Annotated in this window: 23 protein-coding genes; 9 read left to right on the top strand and 14 right to left on the bottom strand. The window is 64.2% G+C overall.

Translation table 11 applies throughout. The features are described 5' to 3' along the window. Positions 1 to 745: diacylglycerol/lipid kinase family protein (locus ACZL02_RS21800; protein ID WP_472939591.1), on the bottom strand; the 745-nt coding region annotated here is incomplete at its 3' end. Then, complete coding sequence (locus tag ACZL02_RS21795) at positions 672 to 851, bottom strand: hypothetical protein (RefSeq protein WP_472939625.1); 180 nt, start codon at positions 849 to 851, stop codon at positions 672 to 674. The genes ACZL02_RS21795 and ACZL02_RS21800, both read right to left, overlap by 74 nt. Before the next feature lie 245 nt (positions 852 to 1,096). Here ACZL02_RS21795 and ACZL02_RS21790 point away from each other — a divergent pair, with 245 nt between their 5' ends. Continuing rightward, positions 1,097 to 1,363, top strand: a complete 267-nt coding sequence (locus ACZL02_RS21790; protein ID WP_472939590.1) for a hypothetical protein — start codon at positions 1,097 to 1,099, stop codon at positions 1,361 to 1,363. Positions 1,364 to 1,673: 310 nt separating this feature from the next. Next, positions 1,674 to 1,964, top strand: a complete 291-nt coding sequence (locus tag ACZL02_RS21785) for a PDDEXK family nuclease (RefSeq protein WP_472939589.1) — start codon at positions 1,674 to 1,676, stop codon at positions 1,962 to 1,964. A gap of 162 nt (positions 1,965 to 2,126) precedes the next feature. On the opposite strand, the gene ACZL02_RS21780 is transcribed toward ACZL02_RS21785, so the two are convergent. The 4 genes from ACZL02_RS21780 to ACZL02_RS21765 form a co-directional block, all read right to left on the bottom strand. Beyond that, entirely contained in the window at positions 2,127 to 2,528 is a 402-nt protein-coding gene (locus tag ACZL02_RS21780) for a response regulator (RefSeq protein WP_472939588.1), read from the bottom strand. Between the two features lie 22 nt (positions 2,529 to 2,550). Then, a complete protein-coding gene (locus ACZL02_RS21775; protein ID WP_472939587.1) occupies positions 2,551 to 3,600 on the bottom strand; it encodes a sensor histidine kinase in 1,050 nt (349 codons plus the stop codon). After that, a complete protein-coding gene (locus ACZL02_RS21770) occupies positions 3,597 to 5,033 on the bottom strand; it encodes a DUF7125 family protein (protein WP_472939586.1) in 1,437 nt (478 codons plus the stop codon). Before ACZL02_RS21770 ends, ACZL02_RS21775 begins: the two co-directional genes overlap by 4 nt. 314 nt (positions 5,034 to 5,347) lie before the next feature. Continuing rightward, complete coding sequence (locus tag ACZL02_RS21765) at positions 5,348 to 6,799, bottom strand: diguanylate cyclase domain-containing protein (protein WP_472939585.1); 1,452 nt, start codon at positions 6,797 to 6,799, stop codon at positions 5,348 to 5,350. A gap of 292 nt (positions 6,800 to 7,091) precedes the next feature. Here ACZL02_RS21765 and ACZL02_RS21760 point away from each other — a divergent pair, with 292 nt between their 5' ends. Then, a complete protein-coding gene (locus tag ACZL02_RS21760; RefSeq protein ID WP_472939584.1) occupies positions 7,092 to 7,289 on the top strand; it encodes a hypothetical protein in 198 nt (65 codons plus the stop codon). A gap of 175 nt (positions 7,290 to 7,464) precedes the next feature. Here the strand turns inward: ACZL02_RS21760 and ACZL02_RS21755 are convergent, their stop codons facing one another. The 3 genes from ACZL02_RS21755 to ACZL02_RS21745 form a co-directional block, all read right to left on the bottom strand. Beyond that, positions 7,465 to 8,550, bottom strand: coding sequence for a DUF3616 domain-containing protein (locus ACZL02_RS21755; RefSeq protein ID WP_472939583.1), 1,086 nt, complete (start codon positions 8,548 to 8,550; stop codon positions 7,465 to 7,467). Positions 8,551 to 8,742: 192 nt separating this feature from the next. Next, positions 8,743 to 9,540, bottom strand: coding sequence for an alpha/beta fold hydrolase (locus ACZL02_RS21750; protein WP_472939582.1), 798 nt, complete (start codon positions 9,538 to 9,540; stop codon positions 8,743 to 8,745). 33 nt (positions 9,541 to 9,573) lie between these two features. Further along, complete coding sequence (locus tag ACZL02_RS21745; RefSeq protein WP_472939623.1) at positions 9,574 to 10,413, bottom strand: oxidoreductase; 840 nt, start codon at positions 10,411 to 10,413, stop codon at positions 9,574 to 9,576. A gap of 46 nt (positions 10,414 to 10,459) precedes the next feature. On the opposite strand from ACZL02_RS21745, the gene ACZL02_RS21740 reads away from it, so the two are divergent. Next, positions 10,460 to 11,086 carry a TetR/AcrR family transcriptional regulator gene (locus ACZL02_RS21740; protein ID WP_472939581.1) on the top strand — a complete coding sequence of 209 codons (627 nt, stop codon included), beginning with the start codon at positions 10,460 to 10,462 and terminating at the stop codon, positions 11,084 to 11,086. 48 nt (positions 11,087 to 11,134) lie between these two features. Here the strand turns inward: ACZL02_RS21740 and ACZL02_RS21735 are convergent, their stop codons facing one another. Beyond that, positions 11,135 to 12,106, bottom strand: a complete 972-nt coding sequence (locus tag ACZL02_RS21735; RefSeq protein ID WP_472939580.1) for a saccharopine dehydrogenase family protein — start codon at positions 12,104 to 12,106, stop codon at positions 11,135 to 11,137. 144 nt (positions 12,107 to 12,250) lie between these two features. On the opposite strand from ACZL02_RS21735, the gene ACZL02_RS21730 reads away from it, so the two are divergent. Then, positions 12,251 to 13,138 (top strand): AraC family transcriptional regulator, encoded by an 888-nt coding sequence (locus ACZL02_RS21730; protein WP_472939579.1) that lies wholly within the window; start codon positions 12,251 to 12,253, stop codon positions 13,136 to 13,138. A 56-nt stretch (positions 13,139 to 13,194) separates the two neighbouring features. Here the strand turns inward: ACZL02_RS21730 and ACZL02_RS21725 are convergent, their stop codons facing one another. Continuing rightward, complete coding sequence (locus tag ACZL02_RS21725; protein WP_472939578.1) at positions 13,195 to 14,127, bottom strand: AraC family transcriptional regulator; 933 nt, start codon at positions 14,125 to 14,127, stop codon at positions 13,195 to 13,197. Positions 14,128 to 14,292: 165 nt separating this feature from the next. Here ACZL02_RS21725 and ACZL02_RS21720 point away from each other — a divergent pair, with 165 nt between their 5' ends. The 3 genes from ACZL02_RS21720 to ACZL02_RS21710 all read left to right on the top strand — a co-directional run bounded on the left by ACZL02_RS21720 (position 14,293) and on the right by ACZL02_RS21710 (position 17,421). Then, positions 14,293 to 15,045 carry an SDR family NAD(P)-dependent oxidoreductase gene (locus ACZL02_RS21720; protein WP_472939622.1) on the top strand — a complete coding sequence of 251 codons (753 nt, stop codon included), beginning with the start codon at positions 14,293 to 14,295 and terminating at the stop codon, positions 15,043 to 15,045. A 113-nt stretch (positions 15,046 to 15,158) separates the two neighbouring features. Further along, positions 15,159 to 15,911 (top strand): SDR family NAD(P)-dependent oxidoreductase, encoded by a 753-nt coding sequence (locus ACZL02_RS21715; RefSeq protein WP_472939577.1) that lies wholly within the window; start codon positions 15,159 to 15,161, stop codon positions 15,909 to 15,911. 103 nt (positions 15,912 to 16,014) lie between these two features. After that, positions 16,015 to 17,421 carry an MFS transporter gene (locus ACZL02_RS21710; RefSeq protein WP_472939576.1) on the top strand — a complete coding sequence of 469 codons (1,407 nt, stop codon included), beginning with the start codon at positions 16,015 to 16,017 and terminating at the stop codon, positions 17,419 to 17,421. A gap of 42 nt (positions 17,422 to 17,463) precedes the next feature. On the opposite strand, the gene ACZL02_RS21705 is transcribed toward ACZL02_RS21710, so the two are convergent. The 3 genes from ACZL02_RS21705 to ACZL02_RS21695 are packed head-to-tail and all read right to left on the bottom strand — an operon-like array spanning position 17,464 to position 18,985. Further along, on the bottom strand, positions 17,464 to 17,805 hold the full coding sequence (locus tag ACZL02_RS21705) for a nuclear transport factor 2 family protein (RefSeq protein ID WP_472939575.1): 342 nt from the start codon (positions 17,803 to 17,805) through the stop codon (positions 17,464 to 17,466). Continuing rightward, complete coding sequence (locus tag ACZL02_RS21700) at positions 17,802 to 18,212, bottom strand: VOC family protein (RefSeq protein WP_472939574.1); 411 nt, start codon at positions 18,210 to 18,212, stop codon at positions 17,802 to 17,804. Before ACZL02_RS21700 ends, ACZL02_RS21705 begins: the two co-directional genes overlap by 4 nt. A 32-nt stretch (positions 18,213 to 18,244) precedes the next feature. After that, the gene (locus ACZL02_RS21695; RefSeq protein ID WP_472939573.1) at positions 18,245 to 18,985 is read right to left on the bottom strand and encodes an SDR family NAD(P)-dependent oxidoreductase; all 741 of its coding nucleotides are present in this window, start codon (positions 18,983 to 18,985) and stop codon (positions 18,245 to 18,247) included. A 135-nt stretch (positions 18,986 to 19,120) separates the two neighbouring features. Here ACZL02_RS21695 and ACZL02_RS21690 point away from each other — a divergent pair, with 135 nt between their 5' ends. Further along, entirely contained in the window at positions 19,121 to 20,011 is an 891-nt protein-coding gene (locus ACZL02_RS21690; RefSeq protein WP_472939572.1) for an AraC family transcriptional regulator, read from the top strand. Positions 20,012 to 20,044: the final 33 nt, after the last annotated feature.

The following is a 20,044-nucleotide window of genomic DNA, read 5'->3' as shown; positions in this document are numbered from 1 at the left end:
GCAAGAGCAAGGGATGGTGCGCGACGATGCTCCCTACGCTTGCCTCGCCGCCTTCAATACGCGTGGCCAATGCGTCGAGCTGCCGTGGCCTGATCAAGCGTGCGCCCAGTCGAGCTCGGCCTTCCACGCGCGCGACGTGTTGCAAGTCATTCGGTCGCATGACCCGTCGGCCGACATCGCGCAAAAAGCCGGCGAACGCCGAGACGTCGGTCCGTTTCCAGTTTCGCTCGCGGCTGACCGCGACGGCGGGAGGGAAGCCGACGACGACCTTACGCGGGAACACGCGGCCGTTCACCTCCGCGACGTCGATCGTCACGGGCTCCACCCCGGATAGGGCGGCGAGCGCGTCCTCGATATGGAGTGGGATGTTCAGGTCGCGCGCAAGGAGATTGGCGGTCCCGAGGGGCAGGAGGGCGAGTATCTTGTCCGCGCCGACGAGTGCCGAGGCGACTGCCGTGACGGTCCCGTCACCCCCCGGCGGCAAGGACGAGGTCCGCGTTGCCGTTTGCCGCCGTACGAACGCACCCGCCCAGCGGTCTCGACAGGTCGACATCCACTTCGACGGAACCAGCCCCGCCGAGCGCAGGCGGCTGAGCAGGGACTGGAGCGGCTGTCGAGCCTGCCGGCCAAGCCCGCCCCGGCATTGAAGACGACGTGAACGGACTGGCCTCTCACTGCTGCGGCAGCGGCGGGCGGTCGTCTCTGAGGTCCAGTAAATTCCCGTCGTTCGCGGGATCTGCGGCATCCAAGGACAGCATCAAAACCGCCTCGTCGGCCGGCGGTCCCACGAGGAGCCCGTCCGGATCGAACCCGCAGTCGGGATCCGCAATGCCCAACTCGCTCAGGGTCATGGCATCGTCTGGCGGCCGCTTGGGAGGCATGGAAGGCTCCATCGGTTGGTCCGGGGGGGTCGGCATGACGGGGTCGCGACCGTTCTCTTTCGTGAGGCGCGACGGACAGTTTGGTGCGCACCCTTGGGGTACGGGTTCGTGCGGTCTGAGACTTCAGGCCGCGATGCGGCGCCCTTGTGGAATCCCGTCGTCGCGCTGTCCCAATGGCCTTGAGGGTCCCCGGGCCACTCGCGGAGTGCCTGCGCATGTTCGCCGACCGTCATTCTTACGACCGCCTCGAGATCGCGTCGATCCAGCGCCCCGTGTTTCTCCCAGACGCCTTGCAAGTCCATACCCCGCGCGAGGTCGGCGATTACGTCGTCCAACATGACGACGGTGCCGCGAAAGGTCCAACGTCCGCTTCGCACCAGCCTGTTCGACGTGACGAGGTCCCCGAAGACCGGATGGGATTTGTGCATGGCATCGACCGCCGTAGTTCGGAACCGAGTCAGGACGATAGCGTGGATCAATGACGTGGCGATGTCAGGGCGGATCTAACAAGGCGACCCAGTGCTCGAGCCTTCAAGGATTGATGACGCGTCCTTGTCTTTTTTCGGCGACCCGAAGCTGCCCGTCGGCATCGTCCGTCTTCCCATCGAGAACGGGGGCTTCGCCCTCCTCGCCGAAGAACCCGTCCTCGTCGGAGCGGCGGTCCTCCGCAGGTTCTCAGGCAGCCGAGACCTTCACGATGACGTTCCTGCGCCTGCTCCAAGAGCACAGACGTTGACTGTGACAGCCGCCTCGGAGAAGGGCTCATGACGTTTTGATGACAAAGGAACCGCCATGTCGAAACTCGACGATCTCGCCGCGAGCATTCAGGAACTCGCGACCCCCGGGACAAAGGCCAAAGACATCATCTCGGCCGTGCGGGAGCGCCATCCCGGCGCATCCAAGAAGGATGTTGTACAGGCCGCGTCCTTCGCGCTGACGGGCGGCATGGACGCAGACCCCGAAAAGGCGTCGCGCATTCACAAAATGGCGCTCGCCGAACGCGGGGCCGACGACGCACCGCCTGCCTCAGACAAACCCAGGAGGACGAAGCGTAAGAGCAAGCGCGGAACGGACGCCCGTTAGACATAATCGGATTGTCGGCACTGCGACGCGGCGGGCCTTGAGATCACTGGCGCTGCCCGCTCCATTCTGTCCGGTTCCTGCTGGCCGTCATGCGCCGGAAAGACTGGAACACCTCCCGCGTCTCGCTCGACGACTTGGCGGCTGCGCTGAAACGGCGCGTAATCACCTGCCGCTAGACGGGTCCACGCAAGGTCGGAACAGCTCAAGCGCTTCCCCCAACTTTTGCATGTCGATCGGCTTCACAAGGGTAGCGAGGGATAGGTGCCCGTAGGCTGCCGCCACCGCTGACTGGCCAGTCACGAAGATCGACGGGATCCCGCGCTCGTGCAGCCACTCGGCCACCAACGGACCCGTCCGCCCGTCAACGAGGTCGATGTCCACAAGCGCGCCGTCGAACTCCAGTTCGCCGCTTTCCGCACGAAGCACCGCGAAGCTGTCGAACGATCCGACGAACAGGTGTCCCAAGTCCTCTACCATCTGCTCGACATGAAAGACGATCAGCGGGTTGTCCTCGACGTGGAGGATACGAAGCGGTTTGGGTTTAGTTGCCGGGTCTTTGTTCATGCGGCACCAACGCGCGCCGCCGTCACGGGTTGCCCGTCACTCGCGACAGGGATCCGAACGCCTCGCATCGCAGGCCTTCGTTTTCGAAACGGATGGATGGACTCCGCCCGAAGACGCCCTTCAGCGCGGACATCAGGTAGCGCGTCCCGTAGCCCGTCCGGGTCGGTTCGACCACGGGCGGCCCTCCGCTTTCAATCCAAGCCATCGAGAACTCCGCCGGCTCGCCTTCTGTCGTGGACCACTCGAACGATACTCTTCCGTCGGGCTGGGATAGGGACCCGTACTTGATTGCGTTCGTTGCCAGCTCGTGCAGGCACAGCGCCAGCGTCGTTCCGGCTTGACGCGTGAGCATGACCCTTGGCCCGCGGACCGATATTCGCTCGAAACCCGCTTGGCGGTACGGCTCGAAGGTCAAATCGGCGATCTCCGACAGTGCGACGACCTCGCCCTCGGCTCGGAAGACGGCTGAATGAACCTTGTCCAGCGCACCCAGTCGGCCGCGGAAGTCCTTTGCAAACCCGTCGAGCGAGGCAGCGCCGCGCTGCGTCATCTCGAAGATCGACGAAACGCTGGCGAGGATGTTCTTGACCCGGTGGTTCAGCTCGCGCCGCAGCTCGATTTCGCGGGAGATATGGTCGCGGACGTCGCGTTGGCGAACCCGCGTCAGAAGGGCTGTCTGCACGCCGCTGATTAGCTCGACGGCCGTGATGGGACGCTTGTAAAACAACTGGCGTGCTCTCGGCCAAGCGGCGCTGAGCTCGGCCTTGATACGGGCATCGGGCGACCCGCGGTCGAGAAGGACGATGATCGGCATTTCCGACCAGGCTTGTTGTTCGTGCAGGTGTGCGGCGACCGCGTTCATTATATCTCGCGTCAGCGCCTCGTGCGTCAGCAAGAGGACGCCCGGCGCCGCCGAGAGGCGATCCACTAATTCCGCGATCCCCGAGGCAACATCGACGCGCATGTCGTGCTCGTCTAGCATCTTGGCCAGATAGGCCGCGTCGCTGCGGTAGGGCGCCAGGACCAGCACGAGGTTCAGCGCCGAGACGTCGTCGGGCTGGGGATGGTTCACGCTTCCGGAAGCGGATTGTAGGGCACGACCGTGATGCCCGAGCTTTTGATGAAGAGCTCGTGGACGTCGAGGTCGTGCGGGCCGTGGCGCTTCTTGACGACGGTGATGTTGCGCCGGAGCCGCCCGTCGTGCTCGGCGATGCGCAGCAGGAGGACGGTGTCCCCGAGGAAGCTGACGTCAACGTCGATTCCGACATTCTGTCCAAGCAAGCCATGTTGCGCGACAATCAGCATCGTGAGCACCCCGGCCCGCGCGAGATACTTCAGCAAGGACTGGATGTCCCGGACAGCCTTGTCGCGATGCGGCAGGGAGTTGAGGTAGCCGGTAAAGCTGTCGATGACGACTACGCGTGACTTCTCCGTCGACACGATGCCTTGGACGACCTGCGCGAACTCGCCCGGTGAGATCTCGTTGGGATTGAAGTCGCGGATGGTGAGCTTGCCGCTCTCGTAGAAAGGACGGAGCGCCATCCCAAGGCCTTCCGACCTTCGGAAGAACGTCTCCAGCCGCTCCTCGAAGAGGAACAAGGCGACGCTCTCCCCTCGCTCGAGCGCCGCGGTCGCGTAGAGCGAGGCCATCGTCGACTTGCCTGTGCCGGACTGGCCTATGACGAGCGTGATTGTTCCCGACTCCTGCCCGCCGCCGAACATGTCGTCCAACATCGCGACGCCGGATTTGATCAGCTCTGGCTGGGTCTGCTCGACCACGGCGCCGGGGACGATGCGCGGGAAGACGACGACGCCCTGTCCCTCGCGAATGGCCATGTCGTGGTAGCCGTCCGCTATGGGAACGCCGCGCATCTTGCTGACCTCGATGCGTCGGCGCACCGAGCCGTAGTCCTCAAGCGACTTGTGGAAGCGGATGACACCGTGGGCGATGCCCTCAACCTCCTCGCCGTTCATCGAATCGCCGTTCTGGGTGTCGAGCAGGAGGGCGACGACGTTGCGCTTGGCGAGGAACGCCTTGAAGCCGATCAGCTCGCGGCGGAACCTCGGCGTGTCGCCCGTGATGAGCCGGATCTCGAGGAGAGAGTCGTAGACGAGGCGGCTTGGCTTGTGTTCCTCGATGGCCCGCTCGATCGCCTGCCGCGTTTCGTCCAGCCGGAGCTCCGCGGTCTGGAAGATTGTCTGGTCGGAAGCACCGTTGACGCTGTCCGATGCAGAAAGCTCCTCGACCCTAATGCCGTCCATGGTCCACCCGTGCGAGACGGCGATGCTCTCGAGCTCCGACTTCGTCTGTGACAGGCTGACGTAAATGCATTTCTCTCCCGCCGCGATTCCCGCGAGCAGGAACTGGAGGGCGGCGGTGGTCTTTCCCGCCCCGGGTGCACCCTGGAGCATGTAGAGGTTTGACGGAGGCAGCCCGCCGCGCAGGATCTCGTCGAGGCCGGGAATGCCCGAAGAGATCGGCGAAGGGATTGAAATTGGGGTCATGTCGTCTCCGGGTGAAGCCGCCGGAGAATGCCGTGACCAGCCATGATTATCCATGCGGTCGCGGTCTCTGAAACGCAAGCCGGTCCGACCGAAGCCAACGTTCGGACGTGTGCGAACCCGATGACGCCCAGGCTTCCAAGGCCGGACGTTGACCTTCACCGTCAGGCGGGACAGGTCGTGATACAGGGGAACTCATGACGACGGGTCTTGGAAAGGCGCTGACACCAACCCACCCGACCTCGCCTTCGGCGGACGGGCTCGGCATGGGTGCATGGCCACCGTTGGTACGCGAAGGACGGTTCGCGCCCGTCGACTTACGACGCTGCTGCCATGGGAGCTGGAGGTACGTAGATCGACGCTGTCCCCTTCCTCGCTCGCTTCGCGGCGTACAGGGCCGCATCCGCACACTTCATCAGATGCTCACGCCCGCCCGGCACGTCGCTCGACCAGGCACACCCGACCGTCCCGCTGACGGGAAGGATTCGTCCAGGTTCCCCAATCCAGATTCGCAGGTCGACCAGCAGGGTATCTACCGAGTTCTGGAAGGCGTCTTCATCTTTCTTCCCAGGCAAGATCACCGCAAACTCGTCGCCGCCAAGGCGCGCCGCAAAGCAATCGGCGAAGGTGAGAGATCGAAGGCGCTTGCCGATGCGACGCAGCGCTTCGTCGCCCATGGCGTGCCCCAAGGTGTCGTTCACCGCCTTGAAGCCGTCGAGGTCGATCACCAGGACGGCGAGATCGGTCTGCGACGACAACGCCTCGTCCAAGCGAGTGTCGAGCACGCGGTTGAACTCCGCCCGGTTGGCAAGGCCCGTCAGGTCGTCGGTCCGGCTGATGCGGATAAGTTCCTGCTCCATCCGATGGCGATCGGTGATGTCCTGCATGACGCCGATGACCGCGACGGCCGTCTCGCCGACCTTCTCGACGTCGCCCATGCAACGGACACGCTTCAGGCTGCCCTTCGCGGTCACGAAGTCCGCCTCGGCCTCGAAGGAATCGCCGCTCGCGATGCTGGCGGCCAACGCTTCCGCAATCCGGAGACGGTCGGCCTCGGGATAGAAGTCCATGGCGGCATCGAGCGACGGCTTGCATCCGGCAGGCAGGTCGTGGATGGCGTACACTCCGTCCGACCACTCGATGCCGTCATCGGGCAGCGTCAGCCGCCAGGACCCCATGTCGGCGATGCGCTCGGCCTGTTTGAACAGGCGCCGCTCGCGGGCGAGACCCTTGTTGGCCTTTTCCTTAGCCTCGGCAACCTCGACGGCACGCCGCGCCGCCATCCTTGCCTCGAGCAAGGCTTCGGCGATGCAGGCAAGCTCCTCGAGCGCCGCGAGCTCCCCGTCGCGAATCTCGCGCGGTTCGTCGTCGATGACGCACAGCGTCCCGACCGGAACTTGGACACCGTCCGTCGACCGTGCCGAGACGGGTACCCCTGCATAGAAACGGATCTTTGGGTCACCGCAGACAAGCGGGCTGGAGGCGAAGCGTGGGTCGAGGGTCGCGTCGGGCAGGACAAGAGAGCATTCGTTCTCGACGACCCAGTTGCAAAGGGCAGGCTTGCGCGCGGTCTCTGCTTCCGGCATGCCGACGCGTGCCTTGAACCATTGGCGATCGCGGTCGATCAGGGTGAAGGAAGAGGCCTTGGTGCCGAACAGCCGACATGCGAGAGACGCCAAGGCATCGAACTCGCGTTCCATTGGCGTATCCAAGATCGCGAGGTCGAGGAGAACTCCGATACGTTCAGCGTCTCTTTGATGGTCGACCATGTCGCGTTTCCCGGAACCGCACCTCCGACGCGAATTGCGGCTCGTCGGCGAACTCAGCCTCTCATGCCTGCCGAGAACATTCCGGTAAGAAATACGGTTAAGCGCTTCCTGAGCACGCACCCAGCTTGCGTGGCCTCGTCGCTACCGTTGGATCGCAGAGGCGTCGCAAATGAACCTACGGACGTTGTCCCGTTTCGTGACGGCACGAAATAAGCCATCTCGACTCTGCGAAAGCCTGTAGTCCATGCTAGGCCCGGCCGACACGGCATTAAGTAAGGACGCCGTTTGGTAGATGCAGCGCCTTGCCGATCGCGGCCATCTCGTCCCCAGAGGCAGCCAAGCCACCTTCGATTCCCACGAGACGGCTGACGGAGATCCCACTTCGGGCGGCGACGTACTGGATCGGGAGGCCTGCGTGATGCCGGAAGGCTTTCGCGGTCGTAAATCCAGCCGCCATCATGTCGACGACGCCTTCCGGGATGTGAGGTGAATGCATGCGGGACTTTCAACTGTTTCCTGGGTCTTCCGACCACTAGCCGGGTTCAGTATCCGGCGGATGACGCGCCTGATGGTCGGATGTCCGAGTTCGAGCCACGTGCCAGTCACTTCGGTTGGATCTCCTCGCCGTTTTCTCGATCCTCACATTTCGATAGCGGCAGTGACCGTCATTCCGGCAACTCAAACAGGTCGGCGAGGAATGTCGCCGGACCATCCGCGAACCGTGCAGGCGCCGGGCTGTCGCACAGGACGAGGATCTGCTCCTTTCCTTCCTTCGTGCCCCAAAGAGCCAAGCCCTCCGGATGGTCGACACCCCTGCCGTATGGCAGGTCGATCAGGCGCTCTGGATGATGGACTGCGACCGTGTCCTCCTCGGTCGCAATCTCGTTCACCCAGTTCCGCCAGACATACAGGGTGCAAGGGCCCGAAAGGCTCGACGTCGGTCCCGCAAGGATCAGAAGGTCGTCCCCGCGTCGCTTCAGGTCACGGATGCCCAGTCCCTCTAGGTCGAGAAGCCGTTTCACCGGAGGCGCCGGCAGCTTCAGCGTACCGTCCGGTCCCGCATCGATCACGACCTCCAGCAGGACCGCGTAGTCGCGGATGACGGGTCCGCGCATCCCTAGTGCGAGACGGCTGCCCGACACCGCGATGCCCTCGATGTCGACGCCGCCCTCTTTCGCCGGAATGCGCGTGAACGGTTCGAGAAGGGGATCGAGGCGCAACATCTCGGCCAGCTTGTTGCCGTGCTTCGTCTGTCGGAGCATCCCGGCATGACGGTTCCCGTCCGAGCGCACCGGATAAAATGTCCCCGGTGCGTCAGTTCGCTCGATGAGAGGTATCCGGGCCAGCAAGCAGCGCGGCCGCGTGTCCTTCAGGTCCGCCAATTTTGCGAGTTCGATCGGAACGTCCGGGGTCTTGTCGGGCTTGCGGCGTGCCCGGGCGTGGCTACCGACGATCCATAGCCACCCGGCTTCGGCCGACAGTCCCTCGATGTCGACTTCCTCCCCGGGCTTTCTGAGGTCGAGCAGATCGGCCAGTTGGTACCGTTCGTGGGCGGAGAAACCGCCCGCTGAATCCGACGTCAATGTCTCGAGGACGGCCAGCTCGTCACCCGCGACGAAGAGAGTATTGCCGACGCGGGTCCCGGCCGAGAGGTTGTGCTTGGGATCCTCTCCGTCGCCGTCGCCGAGGCTGAGCAGGATTTGTCCGACGGGCACTGCCGCGGCGGGGTGATCGTGTTTGGACTCATGCATGCGAATTACTCCGGCATTCGGTAGCAAAGGCCACCAGCAGCTTTCGACCCTCTACGGTCGTTCTCGGCTTCGAACGGTCAACCCGAAAGCGGCCGTTCGATCTGCTGCCTTTCGACCGTCTGCGCCTGCTGAGGCAGGATACCACCGCGACCAATGGAGCGCTGTGGCAGTGCTTTTAGGCCCACAAGCGGGTCATCGCTTGCCGACCATGCCAAGGAAGTTTTTGAGAACGACGTTGAAAGCCATGGGTGCCTCAAACGGCGGAAAGTGACCTAGGCCTTCCATCTCATGTAACTCGGCACCGGGGATGAGGGCGGCTATCCGCTGCCCTGCTGCCATTGGAGCGTTGATATCCTTGCCTCCCACCACCACGAGGGTCGGGCAGAAGATCGAAGGAAGTTGAGCCTCCAGATCGAGATCTGCGATCAAATCCCAGATCGACGCGTGAAAGTCCGGGGATTGGAGCGACAGGCTTCTCGTGGCCCGGTCAAGCATATCCGGACGCCGAGCACGGAAGTCTGGGGTGAACCACCGCTCGTTCGAAAGCTCTGCGATCTTCGCCATCCCATCGGCACGGGCAACCCGGGCACGCTCCCGTAGGGCGTGTCGGACGGCGTCAGGGAAGGTGCAAAGGGTGGCGACCAAGGATAGGGAGCATACGAGGTCCGGACGTCGCAGAGCCAAAGTCTGCGCGATCATGCCACCAAACGAAATACCCACGAGGTGAACGGGCCCGGCAGCCAGATGAGCAATTAGTGCCTCCACCGCAGCGGCCATCGCGTCGAAGCTAGGCTTGACGGCAAGACCCCCCGACAATCCGTGCCCCGGGAGATCGAGAGCAACGACATCGTAGTCGCGCCCGAACTCCTCCATTTGCGCACTCCACCACGTCAGGTCCAATCCGACCCCGTGGAGAAACACGAGAGGCGTTCTTCCTACGGGCCCTGCGCGCACGAAATTGATCTCGCAGACACCGTCGACAGTTATCATGGGCATGGCCGCTTATCCAATGTGGGCTCTGGTCTATGCCGGGAAACTGGTGGAACGCGATAGGGTATCCCAAGCGGCGAGTTCCAATTTCATGTCATCCAGCTTGGCGTCCACCAAGCCGAGGGCATCCCCACCGAGGAACAGCCGCACCGGCGGGTGTTCCTCCTCTACCAACTCCAGCAAAGCCTTCGCCGCCCGCACTGGATCGCCGGGCTGGTTGCCACTCTTGGCTTGCCGGGCCGCGCGTATGGGATCCATCACCGCGTCGTAGTCCGGAATGCTACGGGGCGTCCGATCCATCGAGCGCCCCGCCCAATCGGTGCGGAACTGGCCAGGTGCAAGGGCGGTGACACGGATGCCGAAGCCTGCCACCTCCTTGCCGAGCGCCTCGGAAATGCCTTCCAAGGCGAACTTGCTGCCGCAGTAGAAAGTGATGCCCGGCATGGTGATGAAGCCGCCCATCGAGGTTACGTTGAAGATATGCCCCCGACGACGTTCGCGCATGCCCGGCAGAACTGCCTTAATCATCGCCACCGGTCCGAACACGTTGGCGGCAAATTGGCGCTGGAGATCGTCGACAGACGACTCTTCAAGCACTCCCTCGTGACCGTACCCGGCATTGTTCACGAGGACGTCGATCGGGCCGACCTGCCGCTCGGCACCCGCGACCGCTTCCGGAACCTCGTTGTAGTCGGTCACGTCGAGGACCAAGGGATGGGCGCGGTCGGGCGCAAGCGATGCGAAAGCATCGGCGTCGGCGCCACGCCGCACGGTGCCGATCACGATGTGACCAGCCTGAAGCGCGCCTTGAGCGAAAGCACGGCCAAGGCCAGAGCTGACACCGGTGATAAGAAAAGTCTTTGGAGCTGACATGAGCGTTTCCAATAGCGTTTCCGATTATATCAAGATATAAAATTGCATGGCCAATGACAAGACCCACCCATCTCAGAAACCGTCTAACCGGGAGCGTGTGCTGGACGCAGCGGAACGCCTCCTTGCGCGGGGCAATGCTGCCTTTTCCATGCGCGACCTTGCCACCGAGGCCGGGCTGAGCTTCGCAACGCCGTTCAATCAGTTCGGAAACAAGGGCGCGATCATGCTGGCGCTGTCAAAACGCAGGATCGATCTTATGCAGGAGAGGTTGGCTGGGGCTCCGCGTCTTGAAGCCGCCACTGCCCGTGTCCTCGCCGCAGTGGATGTCGCCGTCTCGGTGATGCTGGAAGCACCGGGGGTGAACCGGATCGTGATGGGGACGATTGGCGCGCCCAGCGAGGAGCCAGGCAACATCTCGTCCCGATCGAGAGCGTTATGGGCCGAAGCTCTGGGAGATTGCCACGGTCTGGCAGGTGCGACGCGGGACCTGGCCCTTAGTACTCTTCCCGACCAGCTAGCAGTCGCCTTCAGAGGTGCCCTCTCGTTTTGGACAGCGGGGGAGTACGACGACGAAACCCTTCGGCGCCGGTCGCGCGCGGCCGCTGCCGTAAATCTTCTTGGCTTCGCCGACACCGACGAACGAACGGCAGTGCTGGCAGTCCTGGCGGAATGACCCGCCCGTTCAGCGTCGGAAGTCCTCCGACGACGAAGCCGCCGCCCCCTACAGGTCGGTGATCCGCGAGTCCGCGATCGTCTCTACGAAGCTATTCCCAAACAGCCCCGCCGGCGTCTGGAAGCCTGGGCGAAACTCCCCGCCAAGCACGCGCCGCGCAGCTTCTGCGGCCGCCATCGGCGTAAACGAATATCCGTTGATAGTATCAAGCACGGACCTCACGACCGTCCCATCCTCGTCCATCACCTCGACCGAAGCCCGGTAGCGATTGGCATCCCGCTCTTCTGTAGTCGGTCCATCTGGCATGGCCTTCAGGTCGCCCGTTGGGAACCCAGCCCCGTTCAGGTGCACAAAGGTCTCGATGTCAGGAACCTTCGTGTCCTTCCAGATCGTGATCAGGTCGGGCAGAGTCAGCGGGAAGCTCGAGGCGGAGCCGTTGCCGAAGTCGAAGTCCCGGGTGCCGTCCGGGCTCGCGGTGACGAGTTCGCCGTTCAACCGCTTCAGGGTCTCGGCCGTCAGGTTCTCCATCGCGCTCGTCACCGATCCTCGCGACATCGGGCCCGAGACCAAAAGGGCGATGCTGATCTTGCGCGGCCGTGCAACCCGGGCGACCGCATGCCCCGCGAGAGACCCGAGCATGGCGACGCTGCCGCCGCTGCCAGGCAAAAGCATCACGCCTGCCGCCTTGGCGTCGGCGTCGAAAGCTTCGGCGAGGCGATAGCTGTCCAGCTCGGCGGCGACGTCGAGATAGTGCACCCCGGCGCGGATAGCGGCCCGCATCAGCGGTTCGGCGGTTCGCATGAAAGGCCCAGCGCAGTTGAGGAGGACGGCAATGTCGGAGAGCGCCATATCAACCGCCGCGGGGTCATCGACTGAAAACACCCGATACGCGCCGCCGAGGGCGACGAGGGGCGCCTCGCTGCGGCCCGCGATGACAACGTCCAGTCCAGCGGCTCTCGCATGTTCAGTTGCCATGCGTCCCGTGTACCCGGACGCGCCATAGATCATCACTTTGGTCATCGAACTCTCCAGTGCGCCGGCCTCTCCTGAAGCCCGAGCCCTTTCTACGAGTTGGCGCACGTGGCTTCTGCGCCTGATCCTCCTTCGATCCTGCCTATTCCTTTCAGGGTTGCCGTATGGCGCCAGGGGGACCACACCATCGGCATGGAAAACCAACTCGCCGAACTGCGCGCCCTGGCATTGCTCGTCGACAAAGGTCAGACCGGAACGGGCATCCCCCGGGTAGGAGTGGTTCAAGGACAGATCCCCGAGCACGAACTGACGGCCGTATTCGACCCGATGGTCAACGTGGTCCTTCGCGGCAGCAAGTCGCTGACCATTGGCAACAGCACTCTGCTCTACGATCCTGCGACCTACTTCGTCCTGTCCCTGGATCTGCCAGCGGTCGGCGCACTTCATCCGGCTCCTTCAGGGGAGCCGTATCTCGCGGTCAGTCTGACGATCGATCCCGACATTCTGGGACCGATGCTTTCCCACGAAGCGGCGCCAATACCGGATGCCATCCCAGGCGCCTTTGCGGTTGCTACGGTAACGCCTGACTTCCTCGATGCTTGGATGCGCATGCTGCGGCTGATCGATCACCCGAAAGAGATCGCGATTCTTGCGCCCGTCTACGAACGCGAGATCCTCTATCGGGTTCTGCAAGGCCCGCACGGCTCCAAGCTCCGGGAGATGGCAGCGCCCGACACTGCGCTGTCGCGCATCCGGCTTGCGATCCAGTGGATCCGAACGAACTTCGCCGACCCGCTTCGGGTGGAGATGCTGGCGGAGATCGCCGCCATGAGCCCATCGGCTTTCCATAGCCACTTCAAGCGTACGACCTCGATGAGCCCGCTTCAGTTCCAGAAGCAGGTTCGCCTGCTCCAGGCGCGGACGCTTCTGATCGCGGGGGGAAAGAGCACGTCGGCCGTGGCCTTGGAGGTCGGGTACGAAAGCGGATCGCAGTTCAGCCGGGAGTATTCGCGCTTCTTCGGCAGTCCGCCCGCGACGGACGCGGCTGTCGTCCTGCGCGACCTTGGATGTGCCGCATAGCCGAGGGGTGCCCCGTCACCCCCGGCTCACGGCTGGAATATACTCCAGGCTCTTGCTCACGATGCAATTTCGGGCTGCCGGGTTTTGGCTTCCGTGCGGCTGAACGGGACACTGTCCTCGACCGCGGCCGACACCCGGTAACGTGCCGCGTCGCGCGCTGGCGGCAGGCCGAACATCCGCGCATATTCCCGACCGAACTGGGACGCACTCTTGTATCCGACGGCAAACGCCGCAGCCCCTACATCCTTGGACTCGAACATCAGCAGCCGCCGTGCCTTCAGGAGCCGGGTGTTCTTCTGATACTGGATGGGCGCCATCGAGGTCACGGCCTTGAAGTGGCGGTAGAAGACGGCGACGCTCATGCCCGCCATGGCGGCCAGTGCCTCGTTCCGAATGGGTTCGGCGTAGTTGTCCCTGATCCAGGCAATGGCGGGGCGGACCTGTGCGAGCCGGCTTTCGGCGCAGATGATCTCACGCAGCTTGTTGCCCTGCGGGCCGATCAGTACGCGGAATAGGATCTCGCGCTCGATCAAAGGCGCAAGCATTTGCACCTCTTCCGGGCGATCGATCAGCCGCATCATCCGCAACCATGCGTCGATGATCTCCGGCGTAGCGGTGGTGACGGCAAAGCCAGTCGGATCCGGCGTCAACCCGTTCTCATGGAGCTCGGCCATCATCGCGGCGATCATCGCCGGGTCAAGCTTCAGGCTTACCGCCAGATAGGGCTGGTCGGGAGCAAGTGACTCCGCCTCGCCCGTCGCCGGGACGTCGACTGGCACGACGAGGTAACTCGCCTGATCCAGCCGAAGCGTCCGATCGCCGATCGACAGGTTCTTCGCACCTTGCAGAACCAGGTGGAGCATCGGCTCCAGGACCTGATCGGAGCAGGCTTCCGACCGGACCATCGAAACCCGCGGAAGTCCGGTCCCGGCCCACCTGTTTCCCGCGCGCATTACGATGCCACGCAGCTCATCCATCGCTTTGATCATGACACACCAGATGGCACGGGCTGTCAGGAGGAACAAGGCAGGTCGATAGGATCAGGCAGAAATGCGGGAGGATGCGGCATGGGGCTGGAAGCTGGCATCGCCATATCGTGGAGGCAGGGAGCGACACTCGCTCTTCCCCGAATACACACCCTGAAGGACAGTCTCATGAGAATGAATGGCAAGATCGCAGTCGTCACAGGCGCGTCGAGCGGCATCGGTGCAGGGATCGCCCGGGCCTTCGGCGCCGAGGGCGCAACCGTCATCGTGAACTACGCCACCAGCAAGCCGCGGGCCGACGCCGTCGTAGAGCAGATCTTTGCAAAGGGAGGCAAGGCCGTCGCGATCCAGGCGGACATGAGCAAATCGGCGGACGTCGTACGCATGTTCGAAACGGTCAGAAACGACTTCGGCAAGCTGGATGTGCTCATCAACAACGCTGGTGTCTCGGCCTTCGAGATGGTCGCGGACCTCACCGAGGAGGCCTTCCACAAGCAGTTCAACGTCAATGTGCTTGGCTACTTCCTGGCGATCCGGGAAGCGGTAAAGCTCTTCGGCGAGGAAGGCGGCAGCATCGTCAACATCAGCTCGATCCTCAGCACCGACCCGGCCGTCTCGACGAGCGTCTATTCGGCAACGAAGGGTGCGGTCGACACCATGACGTTCGCGCTGGCCCGCGAACTCGGCCCCCGCAAAATCCGGGTGAACTCAATCCTGCCGGGACACACCAACACCCCCCTCACCGACGGCAATTTCGCCGGCGATTTTGGCAAGACGCTGATCGCCGGCACGCCGCTCGGCCGCTTCGGCGAGCCCGAGGACATCGCGCCGACGGCCGTCTTCCTAGCCTCCGAAGATTCGCACTGGGTGACCGGCGAGTCGATCCGCGCGGCAGGCGGCGTGCGCGGCGCCGGCTACTAACCGGCCCCCTCGCAGACCGGAAAGCACAGCGTCCGGCCCTCGGGCCGGGCGCCCAGTTTCGCCGTCGAAAGCGCACGCGCTGACGCACATCCCCCATCCAAAGGACCAGGCACGTGAAACTTTCCGGAAAGATCGCTGTCGTCACAGGCGCTTCTAGCGGCATCGGTGCCTGCATCGCCAAGGGACTCGCGGCCTCGGGAGCGACCGTCGTCGTGAACTATGCAACGAGCCAATCCCGGGCCGACGCAGTCGTTGCCTCGATCGAGGCAGCAGGTGGTAGAGCGATCGCGGTACAGGCCGACATGAGCAAGTCAGCCGACGTGGCTCGCCTATTCGATTTGGTCAAGACGGACTATGGCTCGCTCGACGTGCTCGTGAACAACGCTGGCGTTGCCGTCTTCGAAATGGTCGAGGATCTCACCGAAGAAGCATTCCACACGCAGTTCGACCTCAACGTTCTCGGCTACCTCCTGGCGATCCGGGAAGCGGTCAAGCTCTTCGGCGAGCGGGGCGGCAGCATCATCAACATCAGCTCGATCCTTAGTACCGACCCCGCTGGGGGAACCAGCGTCTATGCGGCGACAAAGGGTGCTGTCGACACGCTTACCTTCGCCCTGGCACGCGAGCTCGGGCCCCGTGGCATCCGCGTGAACTCGATCCTGCCCGGTGCAACGAACACCCCGGCCACCGAAGGCAAGTTCGTCGGCGATCTGGGGGAGCGGACGATCGCTGGAACGCCGCTCGGCCGCTTTGGCGAGCCCGAGGACATCGCGCCGGTAGCCGTCTTCCTCGCATCTGACGACGCGCACTGGGTGACCGGTGAGTCGATCCGGGCCGCCGGCGGCGTGCGCGGCGTCGGGTACTGAACGACCGACCCGTCCCGGAAGTACGGCCTCTGATTAGAAGTCAAAGGCCGATCGGCCCGATCGTGTCGACGGGTCCAGCCATCAGCCTCAGGAGTAAGCCGTCATGGCAACCTCGAACCGTGCGAGCCTTGCTCTCACGCCGCGACGCCGTGCGTGGGCACTGTGGATCGTTCTCGCCGCCCAGCTCATGCTTGCGATGGATTTTCTGATCGTGGTCGTGGCCCTGCCCCGGATTCAGGAAGACCTCGGCTTCACCGCCGCGGCGCTGACCTGGGTGCCGAACGCTTTCGGTCTGGCTTTCGGTGGCCTGCTTCTTCTCGGCGGCCGGCTGGGTGACATCATGGGACAGGTTCGCGCCTTCAGGATCGGGCTGGTCGTGTTCGTCTTCGCCAGTCTTCTCGGTGGACTCGCGCAACTGCCGTCGGTGCTGATTGCCGCACGGGTGATGCAGGGCATCGGTGCGGCACTGGCGGCCCCGAGCGTCCTCGCTCTGGTCATGGTGATGGCGCGCAACGAAGCGGAGCGGGAACGCGGACTGTCGCTGTTCACCGCCGTGTCCTCGGTCGGCGCCTCGGCGGGATTGATCCTCGGCGGGGTCCTGACCGACTTCCTGTCGTGGCGCTGGGCGCTGCTCATCAACGTGCCGGTCGGCATCCTCGTGGTGACCGCGATCGGTCGGCTCGTGGAAGAAACCCATCCCAAGCCTGCAAAGCTTGACGTCATCGGGGCGCTCACCGCGACGATCGGCTCGGTCGCCCTGGTCTATGGCTTCATCAGTGCTGCCGACAACGGCTGGGCGACAGCCACGACGCTCGCGTCCTTCGGGGTCGCGGCGATCCTGTTCGCCGTCTTCTTCAAAGTCGAGAAAGGCCACGCGGCGCCGCTCCTCGACATCGGCCTGCTGGCGAACCCGTCTCGCCTCGGCGGGCTTTCGGTGATGGCGCTGATCGTCGGAACGCATTTTGCTGTCCTGTTCCTGCTCGTGCAGTATCTCCAGCGCGTGCTCGGATGGACGCCGCTTGGCGCAGGTCTCGGCTACATGCCCCTCACCATCACGGTCTTTGCCATCACCCACTTCGCGCCGCGGATGATCGCGAGGTTTGGCATCCGCGCGCTGCTCGTCGCGGGCAGCCTCATCGTCGCCATCAGCATGGTCGGGTTCGCCCTCCTGTCTGACGAGAGCCGCTACTTTCCCGGCGTGCTGGTGCCGTTGCTGATCCATGCCGTGGGCATTGCGCTGATCTTTGCGCCGGGCACAGTCGCGATCATGCACGGCGTGCCGGAGGAGCATGCTGGCACCGTCTCGGGCCTCCTTCAGATGGACCAGCAGATCGGCGGGGCGCTCGGGATCGCGGCCATCACCTCGGTCTATGCCTTCGCCGCCATCCCCGGGCAGTTCGCCTCGGGCCTGCCCGCCGCCTTCGCAGGCGGCGCGATCATCGCCCTCCTTGCGGCCATCATCGCCTGGCGGCGTGTGGGGGCTTCGTTTCATCTGGCCCCTGCCGAGTGAGAGTGACGGTGTCAGCGTCTGCGGCGGAACAGCAGACGGCCGTCACTCGAGATCCGCGTCGATGCGAGAGATCAAGCCGTCGGGTTCGACCGAGATATCCAGCCGCCCGATCTCGTGACCGAAGTCTCCGGTGAAGTCGACCCGCACGCGCGCTTGCCTATCGCCGATCTCGACCGACAGGAGACACGTAACGGTGTGGTACCCGACGAAGAATTGCGTGAGATAGTCGCGGACGCCGGGGTGCCCGTCGAACCGATAGCCCGTCGAGGGATCGTCGATCGCCGCGTCCGGCGTGAAGAGCGAGACGGCCGCCTCGACGTCGAAGGCGTTGGTCGCCGCCACCAGAGCATTCGCCGCCCGGCGCATCGTCACATCCTGGTTCATGGGTGCACCTCTGGCTGCTGCCAGCTCTTGTGGACGAACTCGAGGCTGTAGCCGTTGGGGTCGAGCACGTTGGCGGCGTAGTAGCGCGGGTCGTAGTAGAGCCGGGCCGACGGAGCGCCGTTGTCGATCGCCCCGGCGGCCATCGCCGCTGCATATGCGGCATCGACCGCGGCGTTGGATGTTGTGACGAAGCCGACATGCGCGGCACGGCCCTCCACGATGCCCTGCCGCAGCCAGAAGAAGATCCGGCCGTCGCAGCCGAACCCCTTGAGGTCCGGATGCCCCGGGGGACCGTCGGCGCCGTCGTAGTCGACGCGGTCGCTGATCCCGAGCGGCGCAAGCGCGGCGGTATAGAAGGCGATAGAGCGGTCGAGGTCGCTGACCGAGATGAAGACGTGGTCGAGCATGTGGCTCTCCTGATTTGACGGAATAGCGTTGATCAGATGACGTAGCCGCCGGAGACCTCGATGGTCTGGGCGTTCACCCACGCATTGTCGTCGGAGAGGAGGCTGGCGATCATCCGGCCGATATCACCGGGCTCGCCGACCCGGCCGAGAGCGGTCTGGCCGGCCAGTAGCGCCTCGAACTCGTCATTCAGCCCGCCGCCGAGATCGGTGCGGATCGGGCCGGGCGAGATGGCATTGGCGCGGATGCCGCGGTCGCCGAACTCTTTGGCCATGTAGCGCGTCAGTACCTCGAGCCCACCCTTGAAGGCGGCATAGGGCGCGACGCCGGCTGTGGCTACGCGGCTGGTAGCGCTGGTCAAATTGACGATCTGCCCGCCACGCGCCATCAGCGGCAGCACCGTTTGGGTCAGAAAGAACGGGCCCTTCAAGTGGACGGCGAACAGGCCGTCGAACTCGGCCTCGGTCACCGTCTCGATCGGGTTGTAGAGTCCGTATCCGGCGTTGTTGACGAGGTGGTCGAAGTCCGTGCGGCCCCAGATGGCCAGCGCTGCCACAACGCTGTTCCGGAAGGCTGAGAACGAGCGGGTGTCGGCAACGTCGAGCTTCAGCGCCACGGCCTTGCCGCCCTCGGCTTCGATGGTCCGCACGACCTCTTCGGCGCCATCGGGATGGCTGTTGTAGGTGAGGATCACGCCGCTGCCGCGCTTGGCACAGTGAAGCGCGGTGCTCCGGCCAAGGCCGCGGCTGGCGCCGGTGATGATGGCGATCTTCATGGATGTTCTCCGCTGGTGTCCGTGGCTCCTTTCTATCGCGGGGACTACTCCGGGATCGCGCCCGATCCTGCCCGCTTCTTGCCTATTCCTGCTTCATGGGTTGTACGTCGGAGCGCGGACTGCAAGGGTCGATCCATGGAAAACCAACTGCATGAACTGCGTGTCCTGGCCGCGCACGCCGGAAACAGGCGGACTGAAACTGGCATCCCGCGCGTCGCGATGGTGCAGGGCAAGGTGCCCGAGCACGAGCTCGCGGCCGTCTACGACCCGATGGTCAACCTCATCCTCCAGGGCCGGAAGTCGATGACCATCGGCGACAGGACGCTGGACTACGATCCGGCGAGCTACTTCGTCATGTCGATCGACCTGCCGGCGGTCGGCTCGGTCCACCCCTCGGAGGAGGGCGAGCCCTATCTTGCGGTCAGCCTGACGATCGACCCGCACATCGTCGCGTCCGTGGTCGCCAGCGCGCCGCCGGCTGCATCCACGGCCGTGCAGGGCGGCGGCTTCTCGGTCGCGTCCGTCACCCCGGACCTGCTCGATGCTTGGCTTCGGATGCTGCGGATGATGAGCCGGCCCGCCGACATCCCCGTTCTCGCTCCGGCCTACGAGCGGGAGATACTCTACCGGGTGCTGCAAGGCCCACATGGCAGCATGCTGCGCGACATCGCCATGCCGGACACCGCCCTGTCGCGGATGCGCCAAGCCATCCAGTGGATCCGCGGCAACTTCCAGAGCCCAATGCGCGTCGAAGCGTTGGCGGAGATGGTGGCAATGAGCGCGTCGGCCTTCCATCGCCACTTCAAGTCGGCCACCGCCATGAGCCCGCTCCAGTTCCAGAAGCAGATTCGCCTGTTACAAGCGCGCACCCTACTGATCGCCGGGGCGGAGAGCGCTGCCGCAGTGGCGTTCGAGGTCGGCTATGAGAGCGCATCGCAGTTCAGCCGGGAATACGCTCGCTTCTTCGGGCTGCCGCCGGCACGCGACATGCGACGGGTCCAGATTGACCTCGGGTATCTTGCCTGACCGTGTGAGTACAGGCGTTTTAAGACCGGACGG

It is taken from the genome of Mesocryomonas fontinalis, assembly GCF_055730125.2.
The sequence above is the reverse complement of the archived record's forward strand: the minus strand, read 5'-3'. Positions and strand labels throughout refer to the sequence as shown.

Coding starts and splice junctions, on each gene's coding strand:
- ACZL02_RS21795 (WP_472939625.1), bottom strand. CDS start 851: ATGACCCTGAGCGAGTTGGGCATTGCGGATCCCGACTGCGGGTTCGAT.
- ACZL02_RS21780 (WP_472939588.1), bottom strand. CDS start 2,528: ATGAACAAAGACCCGGCAACTAAACCCAAACCGCTTCGTATCCTCCAC.
- ACZL02_RS21755 (WP_472939583.1), bottom strand. CDS start 8,550: ATGCATGAGTCCAAACACGATCACCCCGCCGCGGCAGTGCCCGTCGGA.
- ACZL02_RS21740 (WP_472939581.1), top strand. CDS start 10,460: ATGGCCAATGACAAGACCCACCCATCTCAGAAACCGTCTAACCGGGAG.
- ACZL02_RS21785 (WP_472939589.1), top strand. CDS start 1,674: ATGTCGAAACTCGACGATCTCGCCGCGAGCATTCAGGAACTCGCGACC.
- ACZL02_RS21720 (WP_472939622.1), top strand. CDS start 14,293: ATGAGAATGAATGGCAAGATCGCAGTCGTCACAGGCGCGTCGAGCGGC.
- ACZL02_RS21750 (WP_472939582.1), bottom strand. CDS start 9,540: ATGATAACTGTCGACGGTGTCTGCGAGATCAATTTCGTGCGCGCAGGG.
- ACZL02_RS21790 (WP_472939590.1), top strand. CDS start 1,097: ATGTTCGCCGACCGTCATTCTTACGACCGCCTCGAGATCGCGTCGATC.
- ACZL02_RS21700 (WP_472939574.1), bottom strand. CDS start 18,212: ATGCTCGACCACGTCTTCATCTCGGTCAGCGACCTCGACCGCTCTATC.
- ACZL02_RS21730 (WP_472939579.1), top strand. CDS start 12,251: ATGGAAAACCAACTCGCCGAACTGCGCGCCCTGGCATTGCTCGTCGAC.
- ACZL02_RS21735 (WP_472939580.1), bottom strand. CDS start 12,106: ATGACCAAAGTGATGATCTATGGCGCGTCCGGGTACACGGGACGCATG.
- ACZL02_RS21690 (WP_472939572.1), top strand. CDS start 19,121: ATGGAAAACCAACTGCATGAACTGCGTGTCCTGGCCGCGCACGCCGGA.
- ACZL02_RS21705 (WP_472939575.1), bottom strand. CDS start 17,805: ATGAACCAGGATGTGACGATGCGCCGGGCGGCGAATGCTCTGGTGGCG.
- ACZL02_RS21745 (WP_472939623.1), bottom strand. CDS start 10,413: ATGTCAGCTCCAAAGACTTTTCTTATCACCGGTGTCAGCTCTGGCCTT.
- ACZL02_RS21710 (WP_472939576.1), top strand. CDS start 16,015: ATGGCAACCTCGAACCGTGCGAGCCTTGCTCTCACGCCGCGACGCCGT.
- ACZL02_RS21770 (WP_472939586.1), bottom strand. CDS start 5,033: ATGACCCCAATTTCAATCCCTTCGCCGATCTCTTCGGGCATTCCCGGC.
- ACZL02_RS21760 (WP_472939584.1), top strand. CDS start 7,092: ATGCAGCGCCTTGCCGATCGCGGCCATCTCGTCCCCAGAGGCAGCCAA.
- ACZL02_RS21765 (WP_472939585.1), bottom strand. CDS start 6,799: ATGGTCGACCATCAAAGAGACGCTGAACGTATCGGAGTTCTCCTCGAC.
- ACZL02_RS21695 (WP_472939573.1), bottom strand. CDS start 18,985: ATGAAGATCGCCATCATCACCGGCGCCAGCCGCGGCCTTGGCCGGAGC.
- ACZL02_RS21725 (WP_472939578.1), bottom strand. CDS start 14,127: ATGATCAAAGCGATGGATGAGCTGCGTGGCATCGTAATGCGCGCGGGA.